Annotated in this window: 10 protein-coding genes and 1 tRNA gene; 2 read left to right on the top strand and 9 right to left on the bottom strand. The window is 64.6% G+C overall.

Annotation, left to right across the window (positions count from 1 at the left end; genetic code table 11):
* Positions 1-62 precede the first annotated feature (62 nt).
* The 6 genes from ACM0M4_RS13695 to pqsH all read right to left on the bottom strand — a co-directional run bounded on the left by ACM0M4_RS13695 (position 63) and on the right by pqsH (position 8397).
* A complete protein-coding gene (locus ACM0M4_RS13695; RefSeq protein WP_031672899.1) occupies positions 63-3041 on the bottom strand; it encodes a response regulator in 2979 nt (992 codons plus the stop codon).
* A 656-nt stretch (positions 3042-3697) separates the two neighbouring features.
* Positions 3698-3773, bottom strand: a tRNA-Gly gene (locus tag ACM0M4_RS13690).
* 68 nt (positions 3774-3841) lie between these two features.
* Positions 3842-4402: a CDP-diacylglycerol--glycerol-3-phosphate 3-phosphatidyltransferase gene (pgsA, locus tag ACM0M4_RS13685; RefSeq protein ID WP_003090349.1), complete on the bottom strand. Its 561-nt coding sequence runs from the start codon at positions 4400-4402 to the stop codon at positions 3842-3844.
* A 33-nt stretch (positions 4403-4435) separates the two neighbouring features.
* On the bottom strand, positions 4436-6262 hold the full coding sequence (uvrC, locus tag ACM0M4_RS13680) for an excinuclease ABC subunit UvrC (RefSeq protein WP_003097551.1): 1827 nt from the start codon (positions 6260-6262) through the stop codon (positions 4436-4438).
* Complete coding sequence (gacA, locus tag ACM0M4_RS13675) at positions 6263-6907, bottom strand: response regulator transcription factor GacA (protein ID WP_003090351.1); 645 nt, start codon at positions 6905-6907, stop codon at positions 6263-6265.
* A 341-nt stretch (positions 6908-7248) separates the two neighbouring features.
* On the bottom strand, positions 7249-8397 hold the full coding sequence (gene pqsH / locus ACM0M4_RS13670) for a 2-heptyl-3-hydroxy-4(1H)-quinolone synthase (RefSeq protein WP_003090354.1): 1149 nt from the start codon (positions 8395-8397) through the stop codon (positions 7249-7251).
* A 617-nt stretch (positions 8398-9014) separates the two neighbouring features.
* Here pqsH and ACM0M4_RS13665 point away from each other — a divergent pair.
* The gene (locus ACM0M4_RS13665; protein ID WP_003097554.1) at positions 9015-10043 is read left to right on the top strand and encodes an AraC family transcriptional regulator; all 1029 of its coding nucleotides are present in this window, start codon (positions 9015-9017) and stop codon (positions 10041-10043) included.
* Positions 10044-10058: 15 nt separating this feature from the next.
* On the opposite strand, the gene ACM0M4_RS13660 is transcribed toward ACM0M4_RS13665, so the two are convergent.
* From ACM0M4_RS13660 to vqsR, 3 genes are all read right to left on the bottom strand, one after another.
* Positions 10059-11273 carry an MFS transporter gene (locus tag ACM0M4_RS13660; RefSeq protein ID WP_023118553.1) on the bottom strand — a complete coding sequence of 405 codons (1215 nt, stop codon included), beginning with the start codon at positions 11271-11273 and terminating at the stop codon, positions 10059-10061.
* Between the two features lie 10 nt (positions 11274-11283).
* Positions 11284-13938 carry a TonB-dependent receptor gene (locus ACM0M4_RS13655; RefSeq protein ID WP_003113356.1) on the bottom strand — a complete coding sequence of 885 codons (2655 nt, stop codon included), beginning with the start codon at positions 13936-13938 and terminating at the stop codon, positions 11284-11286.
* 119 nt (positions 13939-14057) lie between these two features.
* Entirely contained in the window at positions 14058-14864 is an 807-nt protein-coding gene (gene vqsR / locus ACM0M4_RS13650) for a transcriptional regulator VqsR (protein WP_003097562.1), read from the bottom strand.
* A gap of 152 nt (positions 14865-15016) precedes the next feature.
* On the opposite strand from vqsR, the gene ACM0M4_RS13645 reads away from it, so the two are divergent.
* The gene (locus ACM0M4_RS13645) at positions 15017-16120 is read left to right on the top strand and encodes a polyamine ABC transporter substrate-binding protein (protein WP_221345541.1); all 1104 of its coding nucleotides are present in this window, start codon (positions 15017-15019) and stop codon (positions 16118-16120) included.
* Positions 16121-16272: the final 152 nt, after the last annotated feature.

Below are 16272 nucleotides of genomic sequence, written 5' to 3'. Positions count from 1 at the left end.
CTGCGAGAGATTACCCGATACATCCGCTCGCGGCACGCAAAACGGCAACCAGTCGGGCACTTTCATTGCGAATCGACGCTCGTAGGCATGAGCGGCTCTCCCCCGTTCAGCGCCCGAGCGAGCTCATCGAGCGTAGTCGGCTTGAACAGGACCCGGTCCATGCCGGCAGCCAGGCAACGCTCCAGCGCATCCTTCTCGGCGCTGGCGGTAAGCGCTATCACCAAGCAGCGACGCCGACCGCCAAGGGCCTCTTGCGACCGGATCCGTCGCGCCAGCTCGTAGCCATCCATCCGCGGCATCATGCCGTCGGTAATCACGACGTCGAAGTCTTCGCTCTGCCAACGTTCGAATGCTTCCTCGCCATCTTCCGTGGAGGTCACCCGGTGCCCAAGGCTTTCCAATTGCATGGTCAGGGTCAGCCGATTGAACGGATGGTCTTCCGCAAGCAATATCGAGAGCGCCCTTGCCTCTTTCCGCTCCTCGACCTCGGCAACTCCGGAACGCGCTTCGCTGGACTCGCTGGGCGGAGGCTCGGTCAGCGGAAGATCGAACTCGACCGAGAAGCAGGAGCCGTTGCCCAGTTCGCTGCGCAGGCTGATCCGGCCGCCCATCAGGTGTACCAGGCGCCGGCTAATGTACAGCCCCAGGCCGCTGCCGGACGCCTGGCCAAGCGCAGGAGAGCCGACCTGCGAGAATGGCCGGAACAGCCTGGCCTGGTCCTCCTCCGAAATACCGAGGCCGGTGTCGCTTACCTCGAGCAGCAAATGAAGCCTCTCCGCCTCGCGCCGCCCCACCGCCCGCACCGTTACCCCTCCGCGCTCGGTGAACTTGATGGCATTGCCCAGCAGGTTGAACAACACCTGCTTGAAATGCAGGGGATCCACCAGCACCCAGTGCTCGAGATCCCCGTCGAGTTCCAGTGCCAGGGAAAGATTCTTCTGCCGCGTCAGCCCACCAACCAACGGCAGGATTCCTCTGATCAACTCGCCAGGAAGCACTGGTTCGGGAGCGGAATCGAACCGACCGGATTCGATCCGCGACAAATCGAGAATATTGCCCAGCAGAAGCAGCAACCCCTGGGCCGCCTCCTGGGCAATGCTCAGCGAGTCCAGGTCCAACACGCCCTTCTCGCCCTTTTTCAGCACCAGTTCCTGCAGGCCGATGACCGCATTCAATGGCGTGCGGATCTCGTGACTCATCGTCGAAAGAAACACGCTCTTGGCACGGTTGGCAGTGTCGGCTTGCTCTTCTGCCTGGCGGGTCTTGCGCACCTGGCGCATCAGGTAGAAACCCCAGATGAGGGAGATGGAAATCAGTACGCCGAACAATCCGCCGATCTGCAGAATCTTGCTCCGGTGATCGCGCCAGAAGTCCGCCCCTCCCTTGGCGAAGCGAGGCTCCCAGCGGTGGAGGATTTCCGCCACTTCTTCCGGAGCGATCGCCAGCTGCGCCTTCTCCAGGATGCCCTGCAGCTCCGGCTGGTTCCTCGCCACGCCGATGCTGATCGGGATGGAGAGGTCATCGAGGATACCGACGACCTGGATCCGGTTGTCGAAATGCTGGGCGGACAGATAGCGACCGGTATAGTCGCTGCTGATGGCGGCCTCGCTCTGGCCGGCGTCTACGCTGCGCATGGCGGCGAGGAAGGTCGGATAGACCTGGAGCTTGATCTCCGGGTGTTCGCGTCGAATGAAGTCGTTGAGAAAATAGCCAATCGTCGTCGCCAATCGCTTGCCCGCCAGGTCCGCGAGGCCATGGACACGCCCCACCCTTTCATCCCGGCCACCCTGGCGGGCGCCCATTAGCACCGTGGCGCTGCGTAGATAGGGCGTCAGCACTTCGAGGCCGGAATCGAAGCGCTCCGACGAAGGCATGGTCGGCGTAACCAGTGCCTCCTCCGCATCCAGTCGACTTTTCGTCTCGACGAAGTTGCGTGCTCCAGTGAAGGAAAACCGCAGGCCACTGCGCTTACCGATCAGTTCCAGGTAATCACGCCCGATACCGCTCAGCTTCCCCTCGCTGTCCACTTGTCCGAGCGCGCCAAGGGAATGGTTGATCACCACCGGCACGACCGGGTGCGCGGAGAGCCAACGCTGTTCCGCCGGCGACAGCGTCACCCGGGGCTCGTCGAAGCGCAGGCGCCGCCCGGCGCTCCAGCTGCGCAACAGTTCGTCGCCGTAGCGCCCGCTAATATGCGGCAGGGCGCGATCGATGAGCGCGAGCAGAGGTTCGTCACCTGGCCGGAGCAGGAAACGGAAACCCTGGCTGTCGATGGGTGCGAAGTTCTCGATGCGCAAGTTCAGCAGGTAATGGGTCTGGATGAGGTAGTGCGTGGAAACTGCGTCCCCCAGCACGCCATCGACATCCCCCATGCTCAGCGCTTCCAGGGCAAGCTGCGGCGAGTCGAACCAGATGATCCTGCTGTGCGGATAGGCAGCCTTGATACGTTCGGCGGGAAGATAGCCCTTGACCGTGGCCAGCCAGGACTCCGCCTGCGAATCGAACGGGGCACCGCTGGAAGACACCAGTACCGGCCGGTCGGAAAGATACGCAGCGGATACCAGCAAGCCGTGTTGTCGGGCCTCGACCTCGCTACCGACGCCAAGCAGGTCGATCTCCCCTTGCGACAACGCGTCGATTGCCGCCTGCCGCGACGGAAAGTCCCTGACGCGCAACGGCCGCTCGAACACCAGGGCCAGGTAATCGGCCGTGAAGCCCTTGTAGGAGCCTGCGTAGAAGATGGACAACGGCGGATAGTCGGGGGAAACCACGCCTACCGTCAGCGGCTCCCGTGCATCCAGCCACTGCCTGGCTCGTTTATCGAGCCAGGGACGCATCGTTGTCGTCGTACGCCCATCCGGCAGGATGGATTCGGCTTCGACGGGCAGCGGCTGCAGAGCGATCAGCAACAGGCAAAAGACCGCGGACAGCAACGACCTTGTCAGCATGTCGAGTCTACGATGGCAAAGTTCTCCGGCCGGACAGAAAGCAGCGCATCCGCGACCCGGAGCCTGCGGATACATCGGCAACGATGCCGCCATGTTAGCAGGTAGATGGATACTTTTCCCAGGAACCCACGCCTGTCGACACTCGCTCTGACAGCCGCCTTATGCCCGGCTCGCGAAAACCCTCGACTCTTTCGCGTCGCCGGCTAGATCGATGAAGCCGCTTGCGATGACGTGCGCCCTGGCCGTGGCATGCCTGCACTCGAAAGCCCAGTTCGAGCCGCACATCGCCGAGGGCAACCTGGTAGCGTGCTGGAAGGCTGGTGCGATCCATTCCCGGGCTATTACCTCTATCACCCAAGTCAGAGGCAACCTTCGCCGACCTTCTCAGTGGTCGTCGAAGCGCTGCGATACCGAAGCGCTGGCCTTGGGACGGCTCGGTCGAACGTGGCAGCCAAAGCAACAGGCGCACGAAGGCGGTCCAAGGTGCAATGAATCGAGCCCCCCCTGGAGTGCGACAGCCACACTTCTGATGTGCCGAGGCAGCATCTTGCGGCAAGCCGCCTCGCTGGCGAGACGAAGGGCTTCGCGAAACGTACGGCCCCGGTCGCCGGGAAAGCGGCAAGGAGAACCGCCCCTCGGCGCAGACGTTCCACGAACGGGTACGGGACTTGGAGGCGGAACGAAAAAAGGGCCCGAAGGCCCTTTCTCAATGATCTACAGACTTCATTGGAACTCTATAGATCTATATTTGGAGCGGGAAACGAGACTCGAACTCGCGACCCCGACCTTGGCAAGGTCGTGCTCTACCAACTGAGCTATTCCCGCATCGTCTTGGTGACGGGCGCCATTCTATAGCATCGCGGCGCCGTGTCAACTCCTTGATTCAAAAAAGTTTATTTCTCTTTCGGGGTGGTCGACAGATGCGGCCATGCGGCCAGCAGGTAGTGCACCATGGACCACAGGGTCAGCGCCGCGGAGATGATCAGCAGCACGTAGCCGAGGATCACCCAGAAGGTCATCAGCGGCGGATTCGCCAGGAGAATGACCAGCGCCAGCATCTGCGCCGCGGTCTTCCACTTGCCCAGGTTGGACACCGCGACCTGCGCCCTCGCCCCCAGTTCGGCCATCCACTCACGCAAGGCGGAAACCACGATCTCGCGGCCGATGATGATCACCGCCGGCAGGGTCAGCCACAGGTTGGCGTGCTCTTCCACCAGCAAGACCAGCGCAACCGCCACCATCAGCTTGTCCGCGACCGGGTCGAGGAAGGCGCCGAACGGCGTGCTCTGGCCGAGGCGCCGGGCGAGGTAGCCGTCCAGCCAGTCGGTGGCGGCGGCCAGGGCGAACACGGCACTGGCGGTCAGGTAGCTCCAGGACGTCGGCAGATAGAACAGCAGAATGAAGATCGGAATGAGCAGGACGCGCAGTAACGTGAGCAGATTGGGGATATTCATCGGACCATCTAGGCTGCGAGGTGAGCCGGCATTCTACTCGCTGTGCAGGACGGCATAAATCTGCTCGGCAAGCTTTTTACTGATACCGGGGGCTTTGGCCAGTTCATCGATACTCGCCCGCGACAATTCCTGCAACCCGCCGAAATGCTTGAGCAAGTCGCGCCGACGTTTCGGGCCGACGCCAGGGACGTCCTCCAGCGTCGACGTCCGCCGTGCCTTGCCGCGCCGCGCACGGTGGCCGGTGATGGCGAAACGGTGCGCTTCGTCACGTATCTGCTGGATCAGGTGCAGCGCCGGCGAATCGGCCGGCAGGGTGAACTCGTGGGAGGCATCGTTCAGGTAGAGGGTTTCCAGCCCCGGCTTGCGGGTCACGCCCTTGGCCACGCCGAGCAGGATCAGACCGGCGACCGCCAGTTCCTGGAGCACCTCCTGGGCCATGGCCAATTGCCCCTTGCCGCCATCCACCAGGAGAATGTCGGGCATCTTCCCCTCGCCGTCCTTCAGGCGACTGAAGCGGCGGGTCAGCGCCTGGTGCATCGCCGCGTAGTCGTCGCCGGCCGTGACGCCTTCGATGTTGTAGCGGCGATAGTCCGACTTCAGCGGCCCTTCCGGGCCGAACACCACGCAGGAAGCCACGGTGGCCTCGCCGCTGGAGTGACTGATATCGAAGCACTCCAGGCGTTGCGGCGGCTCCGCCAGGTCGAGCGCCTCGGCAAGGGCTTCGAAGCGTGCCGCCACATGCTGGCGGTTGGCCAGGCGTGCGCCCAGGGCCTGTTCGGCGTTGGTCACCGCCAGTTGCTGCCAGCGTGCGCGGGTACCACGCACCCGGTAGCTGATCTCCAGTTCGCGGCCTCGCGCTTCGGCGATCGCCGAAACCAGCACCGGGAAATCCTCGTGCGTCACGTTGACGATCAACTCCGCCGGCAGGTCGCGCTCCTGGTGGCTGAGATAGTACTGGCCAAGGAACGCCAGCAGCACTTCGCCCACCTCCTCCTCGATCGCGACCTGCGGGAAGAAGTTCTTGCTGCCCAGCACCCGCCCGCCGCGTACGCTGATCAGGTGTACGCAAGCGCCGCCAGGGGTGACGATGGCGGCGACGATGTCGACGTCGCCGTTGCCACCTTCCATGCTCTGCTGGTCCTGGACCCGCCGCAGGATCGCCACCTGGTCGCGCAACTCCGCCGCCTTCTCGAAGTCCAGGCGCATCGCCGCCTGCTCCATGCCGACGTTCAGCTCGTCGGCCAGCGCGTTGCTCCTTCCTTCGAGGAACATCACCGAGTGGCGCACGTCCTCGGCGTACTCCTCAGGACTGACCAGCCCCACGCAGGGCCCCTTGCAGCGCTTGATCTGGTATTGCAGGCAGGGCCGCGTACGGTTGCGGAAATAGCTGTCCTCGCACTGGCGGACGAGAAACGCCTTCTGCAGCAGGTTGAGGCTCTCGCGGATCGCTCCCGCGCTCGGATAGGGACCGAAGTAACGCCCCTTGCGCTTCTTCGCGCCACGGTGCAGGGACAGCCGCGGATACTCGTCCTCGCTGGAGAGGAACACGAAGGGATAGGACTTGTCGTCCCGCAGCAGGATGTTGTAGGGCGGCCGCCACTCCTTGATCAGCGTCTGCTCCAGCAGCAACGCCTCGGTTTCATTGGCGGTGATGGTGGTTTCCACCTGGGCGATCCGCGCCACCAGCGCAGCGGTCTTCGGCGCCAGGCCGGACTTGCGGAAATAGCTGGCCAGGCGCTTCTTCAGGCTCTTCGCCTTGCCCACGTAGAGAAGCTTGGCGTCCGCATCGAACATGCGGTAGACGCCCGGACGATTGCTGCAGGTAGCGAGGAAAGCGCTTGCGTCGAAAACGGCGCTCATCTAGCTGGCGGCATCGACCATGCCGTGGCGGACGGCGAGCAGCGCCAGCTCCACGTCGCTGGTGATCGAGAGCTTCTCGAAGATGCGGTAGCGATAGGTATTCACGGTCTTCGGTGACAGGCACAGCTTGTCGGAGATGCTCTGCACCTTGTGGCAGTTGGCGATCATCAGGGCGATCTGGATCTCGCGCTCGGACAGCGAATCGAAGGGGGAATCGTGCTGCTGCGGCTGGAAGGACTTCAGCGCCAGTTGCTGGGCGATCTGCGGGCTGATATAGCGCTGGCCGGCGAAGACCTGGCGAATCGCCTGGACCATTTCCTCCAGCCCCGCGCCCTTGGTCATGTAGCCGGCGGCGCCGGCCTGCATGAGGCGGGTGGGGAACGGATCCTCTTCGCAGACGGTGACTACCACGACCTTGATGTCGGGCTGGCTGCGCAGCAGCTTGCGGGTTGCCTCCAGGCCGCCGATACCGGGCATCTTCACGTCCATCAGGACGACATCCGGCTTCAGTTCGCGGGCCAGTTTCAGACAGTCTTCACCGCAGTCGGCCTGGCCGACCACTTGCAAGCCTTCGATGTCGGCCAGCATGCGGGTAATACCGGTGCGTACCAGATCGTGGTCGTCGACCACCAGCACCTTAATCACGCTGCACCTCGTCGCGCATTAGCAGACAACCGCCCACACGGGCCCCCAGGAGATTTCGGCAACCTTAACAGAAAGCCATCCCATGACCTAGCTTGGCGCAAAGGCGTCATAAATCAAGCGTCATGGAAACATCATTCGACGGCATCGAACGGGCGCTGCGAAGTATACCGCCAGCCCCCGGCGAGCGGCAGACCGGATCGCAGCAAAAACCGGCGAATCTGTGGAGAGCCCAGCGACGCCGGGCCTGGTAAAGCGCAAGCGCCCTGGTTGCCCGGGACTCCTCCATAGCGACCATCGCCGAAGTCGAAAACAGGCGACCAAGACGCCACTGGCACCGGCGGCTACTGCGCGGCCATCTCACCGACACCGGTGAAAAGACGCTGGTGGAGGCGCCTGCGACTGGCATTCGGCACCAGGCGAACGAGGGTATTCCTCAGCCAGACGCTCCAGGGCGATTCCCATTGACCAAGGCGGCCGACGATCCAGGATTGCTTCCTGATGAACTCGATCCGCGCCTCGCGTTGCTGCTGGAACAGGATCAGCGTCTCGGCGCGCGGCGCCAGACACCACAGGCGCGCCAGCAGGAAGGCGTCCTCCAGGGCCATGGCCGCGCCCTGCCCCAGGTTCGGCGTCATGGCGTGTGCGGCGTCACCGATCAGCACTACCCGTCCGCGGCACCAGGAGGCGCCGGCCAACTCCTCGAGGTCGTTGTGCACCAGCGTGGTGGCGCTCGGTATGAGCCGGGCGATGCTCGCGCCGATGCCGTCGAAGTCCGCGTAGTGGGCGGCCAGCCGTTGCGGGGTTACGAAGCCCTCCTCGTCCTCGGGCTCCTCCCGGCGCACCTTCAGGGTCGCGTAGACATACATCTCGCGCGGGCTGATCTGGATGAAGCCGAGGCGCTTGCCGTGCCCCCAGACCTCTCCCGCCAGCTCGGCGTCCTCCAGCCGATGGGGAACGACCAGGCGCCAGCAGGTTTCGCCGGAATGACGCAAGGTCGCCTCCGGCCAGACATAACGTCGCACGCTCGAACGAATGCCATCCGCACCGACCACCAGCGAACAGTCGTGGACAGTGCCGTCGCTCAGGGTCACGCGTTCGTGGTCGAGTCCGTCGAGGATCTGCACGATGGAGACCCCGACCCGAATGCGCGACTCATCCAGCCCCTCCAGTAGCGCCGCATGCAGTTCGTGGCGCTGTAACGCCAGGCCGCCGCGGGAATTCCCACCCAGACTGGAAGGCATCGACATCAGCATCGAACCGTCGTGGGCGTATACGTTGATGCCGGCCAACGGCATGCCACGGCGGAACAGCCGGTCGAGATCCAGGGTGCTGGACAACGCCGTCAACGCATTGCTCGCCAGGGTGATGCCGGTACCGATGGGCCTGATCTCGCTGGCCCGCTCGACCAGCAGCCAGTCGATGCCTGCCTTGGTGAATTCGCGCGCCAGCGCCAGGCCGGCGATCCCGGCCCCCTGGATAAGAACGGTCATCCGTTGCTCCTTAGCAGCGGCATCCGTCGCGACTTCGTGCGGTCGCGACAGGCCTGCCCGAGACGATGAAAATGTCCATCCTAGCCGCCCCGGACAGCCCACCGACCCTATCAGAAGATCGAGTTGACCCTGCTCGCCGACACCTCGCCGCTCGCTTTTCCTGTCCTCCAGGCCACCGGGAGTCCGGCGCGCCGGGAAGGCAAGCGAGGCCCGGGCACGGCACGCGTGGCCGGAAATCCCCGCTAGCCGCCGCCCGCCGCGGCGCTACGGTTTTCCTTGGCCAGCGGCCTCCCGAGCGCCGGCAAGCGGCGATGGCGCCTGAAGCTCAGGGCAACCGGCCCGCGCCACCACCGCCCACGACGATCATCCAGGCGCAGCCACCCCGGCGAGAGTGGCCGGGACGGCAGTGCTCAGCCGGGCCACGGCAAGCATGCACGACCGATCGGCACGGCGTCGCGGAGGCGCGGCTATACGCAGACCCCGCTCCTGTCAACCCCTTACGCAAGGTAGTGATTGCCGGAAGCCCAGCGTACGAAAATCAACCGAAACGACATCCGCATGGAATAACGAAGCCCTGACGCCTTCAGGGCGATAGCATCGCGTGCAAGAGGTAACCGATGAGCCCGTCCGAAAACATCCAGTACGATTTCGAGTGGCGACCACTCAACAACTACCTCGCCGTGCAACGCATCACGCCTCCGGACATGCGTCAGGGTTCGGCTGCCGAGCCGCGCCTGCCCAGCGAAGCGCTCTACGAGTGGATCGTGCTGAACGGACGCTCCCCCCTGGAAGGCCTGAGCCTGGGGGAGCACTACCGCCTTTCCGACTACGGCGTCGCCGGGCTGGCATTGCAGAGTGCCGGCACCGTGGGCGAAGCCTTGCAACTGATCAAGACCAACATGCTGCTGTTCCGCAAGGATATCCGCGGGATCGCGGTGCGACGTTCCAGTTGCGACACCGTGGATGTGGATATCGACCTGCAGGACAAGCCGGACTGGCCGCAGTCGGCCCGGCTGTATCACGCCAACGTCCTGGCGTCGGCCGCCTACGCGGTGTTCCGCGACCTGCTGCTGGGCGAGCTGGAACTGGTCCGCCTGCGCCTCCCGGAAAGGAACGGCGACGTGCGGGCATACGAGGAGTATTTCCGGGTGCCGGTGTATTTCGCCGGCGCAGGCATTACCTTCACCCTCCCCGAGGAATTGCTCGAGGCCGAGATCGCCACTGCCAACTCCGCCGTGTTCCAGGCCTCGCTGGCGCTCGGCAGCAAGGCCTTCAACACCCGCGTCACCCGCGAGATGGGCGGCTACCGCCAACGCATCGTGGCACTGCTGGAGGTGCTACAGGACCGCTACCCGAGCATCGCCTGGGTCGCCCGGCAGTTGAAGGTCACCGAGCGGACGCTGCGCCGACGGCTCGCCGACGAGGGCACCAACTACCGGGAAGTGCTCGACCTGGTCCGCCACGACAGGGCGCGCCAACTGCTGCGGGACGAGCGACTGCGCATCGAGGAAGTCGCCGAGAGGCTGGGCTACATGGATACCTCCAGTTTTCGCCACGCCTTCCGTCGCTGGACGGGACAGTGCGCCAACGACTATCGCCAGGCCCGCCTCGCCGGCAAGACCGCGCGGCGCCAGGGCGAACGCTAGCCGGCATGATTCCCTTCAGGGCAATTTCTGCGGATAGGGGCGAAAGGCGAACAGGCTGCACGCAGCCAGGGAAAAAGCCGCGAGCAGCACCCATTCGGCCGTCCCGTAGCCTTCGGCGCGGTCGTACAGCCAGCCCAGCAGGTAAGCGCCGAGACTGATCGACAGGGCGAAGGTGAACGGCTGGATCGAACCGTAGATCACACCGAAGCTGCGCAGGCCGAAGTAGCGCATCAACAGGTACTTGGTGGTGCCGCTTTCCCCTCCTCCACCCAGGCCGACCAGGAACACCGCCAGCCATAGACCGCCTGGCGTATCGCCCACCAGGAACCAGGCCATGCCGAGCACCGCCGCCAGGGCGAAGGGCAACGCCACCCGAGGCGTCGCCACGCGGTCGAGAAGCCAGCCCATCAGCGGCTGCGACAGCATCATGCCGACCCACAACGCCGACAGCGCGGTGCCCGCCTCGCCCCGGGACAAACCGCGCTCCACCAGCATCGGCACGCCATGGGTCATGATCCCGGACATCACGAACACCGCCAGTACCTGGTTGCCCAGCACCAGCCAGAAACTGGCGCTGCGCCAGGCCTGGGGCGCCGTCGATCCGCTCAGCGCGGTTTCCGCTACGGCCGTGCCGGCGGCCACGCCAGCATCCGGCGCTGGCTCGCGGAACAGCCAGGCCAGCAGCGGCAGCGCCAGGCCCAGTTCGAGCACGCCGTAGACCAGGAAAGCGCCGCGCCAGCCCCACGCTTCGAGGCTCTGGTGGCCGACCAGCAGGCCCAGCGGCCCGCCCACCCCGAAGCCCAGGCCTAGCAGGCCGTAGGCCACGCCCAGGCGTTGGCGGAACCAGAGTCCGAGGATACGTCCGTAAGGCAGGTTGCCTGGCGCCAGCAGGCCGATCAGCAGGAACAGCGCGTAGAGTTGCCAGACGGCATTCACCGCCGCCAGGCCGAGCAGCGGCAGCGACAGGGCGGCGGTCAGCCCGAGCATTGTCCGCCGCGCTCCCCAACGGTCGATCAGCCAGCCCTTGAGCGGGCTGGTGATGGCGACCGCCAGTCCGAACAGCGTCACCAGCAACGACACCTCGGCGCGGTCCCAGGCGTACTCGGCGCTCATCGGTGCGATGAACAGACTGAAGGTGTTCAGCAGGATGCCGGTGGGCCCGAGCATGATCGCCACCACCGACGCCAGCAGCACACCGCCGCTGGTCGCGGAAAATTCTCGTTGCGCCACGCCTGGCCCTCTAGAAGCGGTATGCCGCGCGTAGGTAGTAGAAGGCGCCGTTGAAGCCGATCTGCGAGGCATAGGTGTCGTAGCGCAGCACGTCGCCATAGGTGGTGTTCTGCGCGGGCAGCTTGTCCGGACGGACGTCGAACAGGTTGTCGGCGCCGGCGGTCAGCGTCAGGTCGGCGCTGAGCCGGTAGCGCGCGGCGATGTCGGTGATGTACTTCGGGTCGTTGACGAAATGGTTGAATTTCTCCGTCGACCAGGCGTCCGGCCCTACCGTGTAGTCGAGTTCCGAGCTGGTCCGGCCGTAGCGCGTCAGGCGCAGGCTGACCTCCCAGTCCTGGCGGCTCCAGGTGCCGCCGAGGGAAACCTGGCTGCGTGGGGTGGAGCTGGTGATCCAGGCGACCTGCTGGGCATTGAGCAGCGGCTCGCCGTTGGCGCCTCGATGGTTCTTGCGCAAGGTGGTGCGGTTGAAGTTGGCCGACAGTTCCCAGTCGACCTGCCCGTACTCGCCAAGCGCGACGAGGTAGTGACCGGTGATGTCGACACCGCGGGTGCGGGTGTCGGCACCGTTGGCCAGGTAGTGGGTACTGACCGTACTGGCACTGGCCGGCAACGAGATCCCCGCCGCGGCCAGGGCATCGATGGCTTCCTGGCCGGAATAGGTGGCGCTGTCGACGATGCGGTCGCGGATGCTGATCTGGTAGGCGTCGATGTTCAGCCCGACGTTTTCCCACGGGCTGAGTACCAGGCCAAGGTTGAAGCTGGTCGACTTCTCCGGTTGCAGTTCGTCGGCGCCGAGCATCTTCGCCGCCGGCGAGTTGGCCGCCAGCAGGCCAAGGGCGATGGTCGGGCCGACGCTGAGGCCGGTGTAGTGCTCCTGGACCAGGGACGGCGCGCGGAACCCGCTGCTTACGCTGGCGCGCAGCGCCACCCGCGGATCGAACTGGTAACGGGTGGCGAACTTGCCGTTGGTGGTGCTGCCGAAGTCGCTGAATTTCTCGTGGCGCACCGCCACGTCGACCTCCCAGGCTGGGGTCAGGGAGGTACCCAGGTCCAGGTAGGACGCCCAGGCGTGCCGCGACCATTGCCCCTCGCTGAGCGGCGAGAGGCCAGCCAGGGATTCCGCCCCGCCGCTGTAGTAGGACGCCGGGTCGCCGGCGTCGATGCGGTAGCTTTCCCGCCGGTATTCCGCACCCAGCGACAACGCCAGCGGAGCAGCGAGGAAATCCAGTTCGAATTCTCGCCCCAGGTCCAGGTTGCTGGTCCATTGGCTGTTGCGGTAGCGCGCCAGGTCGAAGCTTCTCGGGCTGTTGCCGGTTTCACGGTAGATCGCCGCGTTCACCGACTGGGTCATGCCGATATCGGGACGGTCGGCGCCGTAGCCACTGCTCAGGTCCCAGTGCCAGGCATCCAGCAGACGCTCGCCGCGCACCCCGGCGAGGAACGCATAGTCGTCCTCGTCGCTGTTCGGGCGCGGCGTGAAGCCGTCCGGATACAGCGTCGGCGCCACCGAAGCCAGGCGATAGTTGGCCGCCGAGGAGGCCTTGCGCCGGGTATAGGTGCCGAAGCCGTACACCTCGATATCGTCGCCCAACCCGAAACCCGAGTTGAGCGCCAACGATTGCCGGTGGAACGCGGGATCGCCCATGGAAATATTGTCGCGCCGACCGGTGCGCTCATCGATGCCGCTGCGCATCGTGCGCTCCTGCTCGCGATATTCGGCGGTGAGGTTGACGAAGCCGCTATCGCCGAAGGCCAGCCCGATGTTCCCCCCGCCGCCATGGGTGAAGCCGTCGCCGTCGCCGGTCTGCCCGACGTCAGCGGCCGCCGACCCGCCGCTGTCGGCGGACTTGAGGATGACGTTGATCACCCCGGCGATGGCGTCCGAACCGTACTGCGCCGAGGCGCCGTCGCGCAGCACCTCGACCCGCTCGATGGCGTTGATCGGGATGGTGTCCAGATCGACCCCGGTGGAGCCCTTCTCCAGCCCCCCGCTGATATTGAGATTGGCCGTTTCGTGGCGACGCTTGCCGTTCACCAGCACCAGCACATGGTTGGGGCTCAGCCCGCGCAGCGACTGCGTGTGGGTCAACGCCGAGGCGTTGAACGGCTGGGCCTGGCGGGTCAGCGAGGGCAGCAGTTTGACCAGTGCATCGCGCAGGTCGACCGCGCCGCTGCTACGTAGCTGGGTAGCGCTGACCACGTCGATCGGGCTCAGGCTGTCCTGCGCCCTCACATCGCTCTTGCGCGTGCCGGTGACCACCACGGTGGACAAGGTCGGTGCCACCGCCGCACCTCGCGTCTCCTGCACAGGCGCCTGTCCGCGGCGCAGGACGAAGGCACCGCTTTCGTCCTGCGCGTATGCCAGCCCGCTGCCGGCCAGGGCACGCCGCAAGGCGTCCTCGACACTGAGCCGGCCGCGGATATCCGGTCCGCGCAACCCCGCCACCAGGCGCTGGTCGAAGGCGATCGGCACGTGTCCCTGGCGCACGATGTTCAACAACACCTCGGCCAGTTCGCCGGGCGCTATGTCGAATACCCGGGGCGCCGTGGCCACGTCGCGCGGCCCACCGTCGGCGGCCTGCACCTCGCCCTGCAGCGCGCAGGCGAGCCCCACCGCACAGAGCACGGGGGTCAACGAACGAGAGGAAAGACGTACATCGGGCATGGTCGAATCGTCCTGGATGGAATTCGCCCATGAGTGCAATCCGACGCCGGCTTTTTCAGCGCCGGGCAATATGAATTTCGCATAACCTTATGCGCCCGGGTTCCTCCGCAGGCGGCGCACTAGCGTGCGTCGGCGAGCCGCGGCGCGGGCGGGTTGATCAACAGCGCGAATATCTCGGAGTGGGACTTCACGTTCAGCTTCGCGTAGATGTGCCGGCGATGCACCTTGATAGTGGCGATCGACAGCGTCAGCCGATCCGCTATTTCCTTGTTCGAGTATCCATCCAGCATCAGCCGGATGACATCCGACTCCCGCGCGGTCAGCGGCGATATCAACCCTCTCCAGGGCTGGACTTCCACCTCCGCCGCTGCGATCGGTTTCGCCTCCTCCCTGACCGCATCCTCGAAGTGGATGCGTTTTTTCATCAGCGCGATGACCCACGGGCGAAGCAGCTCGAACAGCGCGATCTGCTCGGCACCGAAGCGGCTCTCGCTGCCCAACGACAGGCATAGGGTTCTTTCACCATCCAGCGGGACGTTATATTGAACTTCGTCCGTCACCACATAATGCGCAAAGTACGTATTGTAATATTCGGTCGTTTCGAAATCTTCGGAGACGATATCCGCAAGATGAAAAAGCCCGCCGCGCCGACAGTTCCTGGATACCTGGTAGAAAGGATCTTGCAGATAAAGTCCGGTTATATATCGACTGATCAGCGGGTCCGGCTCGACTTCTTCTCTCTCCTCCTCCATGAAGGAAAGAATCAAGGGACTGGAATCGCTGAATATCAGGGCCGCCCAGTTGTCGACGGGGGCGAACTGGCCGAGGGTCTGCGCCAGGATCCGCCAGAAGAACGGCCGGTCCAGCGCTTCGAGCAACTTTCCCAGTGACTCGTGCCAGGCGCCGCCGTGCAATGCGATATCCACACAACTACTCCTCTGGGATTAGTCACTCGGCGTTATGTCATGAAGAGTTCCAATGTGCATAATATCGATGCCTTCGAAGATAGCCACAGGTCAGAACTACCAGTTCTGGTAGGTGCAAAATCCAACTTGTTTCGTTTCGGAAAGGAAATCCAATGAAAAAAGTTTGTGCACTGGCGTTATCGATCCTGACGACGATCGGTGCGACAGCGGCGGACAGTGCATGGGCTGCGCAAACCAGCGTCCATCTTTACAACTGGTATGACTTCATCGCCCCGGAAACGCCCAAGGCTTTCCAGAAGGAAACCGGCACCCGTGTCGTCCTCGACACCTTCGACAGCGCCGAGACCGCGCAGGGCAAACTGATGGTCGGCCGCTCCGGCTACGACGTGGTGGTGATCACCTCCAACATCCTGCCCGGGCTGATCAAGGCGGGCGTCCTCCAGGAACTCGACCGCGACCGGCTCCCCCACTGGAAGAACCTCGACGCGGACATCCTCGGGAAGCTTCAGGCCAACGATCCCGGCAATCGCTATGCCGTACCTTATCTCTGGGGAACCACCGGGATCGCCTATGACGCGGACAAGGTCCGCAAGCTGCTCGGCCCCGACGCGCCGGTCGACTCCTGGGACCTGGTCTTCAAGGAGGAGAACATCTCCCGCCTCAGCCAGTGCGGCGTGGCCACGCTGGACTCCTCCACCGAGCTGGTGTCCATCGCCCTCAACTACCTGGGCCTGCCGCACAACAGCCAGAATCCCGAGGACTACCAGAAAGCCCAGGAACTGTTGCTGAAGGTTCGCCCCTACATTCGCTATTTCGACTCCTCCAGAGTCGACACCGATCTCTCCAACGGCAACGTCTGCGTGGTGGTCGGCTGGCAGGGCACGGCCTACATGGCCCAGGTCAACAACGAACAGGCCGGGAACGGTCGCCATATCGCCTACAGCATTCCCCGGGAAGGCTCGCTGGTCTGGACCGAGAACATGGCGCTGCTCAAGGATGCACCGCATCCGCAGCAGGGTTATGCGCTGATCGACTACCTGCTGCGTCCGGAGGTCATCGCCAGGACCTCCAACTACGTGGGCTATCCGAATGGCAACCAGGCGGCGCTGCCGCTGGTAGAGCGGAAGCTGCGGGAAAACCCGGCGGTTTACCTGAGCAAGGAAACCATGGCGACCCTCTTCCCGCTGGAAACCCTGCCACTGAAGGTCGAGAGAATACGTACCCGGGTCTGGAGCCGGGTCAAGACCGGGAGCTGACACTCGCCCGAGACGCCCCCTGGAAGCGCGGGAGCGCCCGGAGCCAGAAAAATCCAGCGAGGTCCGCCAGGACCGGCGTTCGCGTCTTTCACCGGGCGAGGCTCTGCCTCGTCCGTCAGGATGCGGCTTGCCGGCTGACCTGCGACCGATAG

Source organism: Pseudomonas sp. 18-147, assembly GCF_051048045.1.
Classification (GTDB): domain Bacteria; phylum Pseudomonadota; class Gammaproteobacteria; order Pseudomonadales; family Pseudomonadaceae; genus Pseudomonas; species Pseudomonas aeruginosa.
The sequence above is the reverse complement of the archived record's forward strand: the minus strand, read 5'-3'. Positions and strand labels throughout refer to the sequence as shown.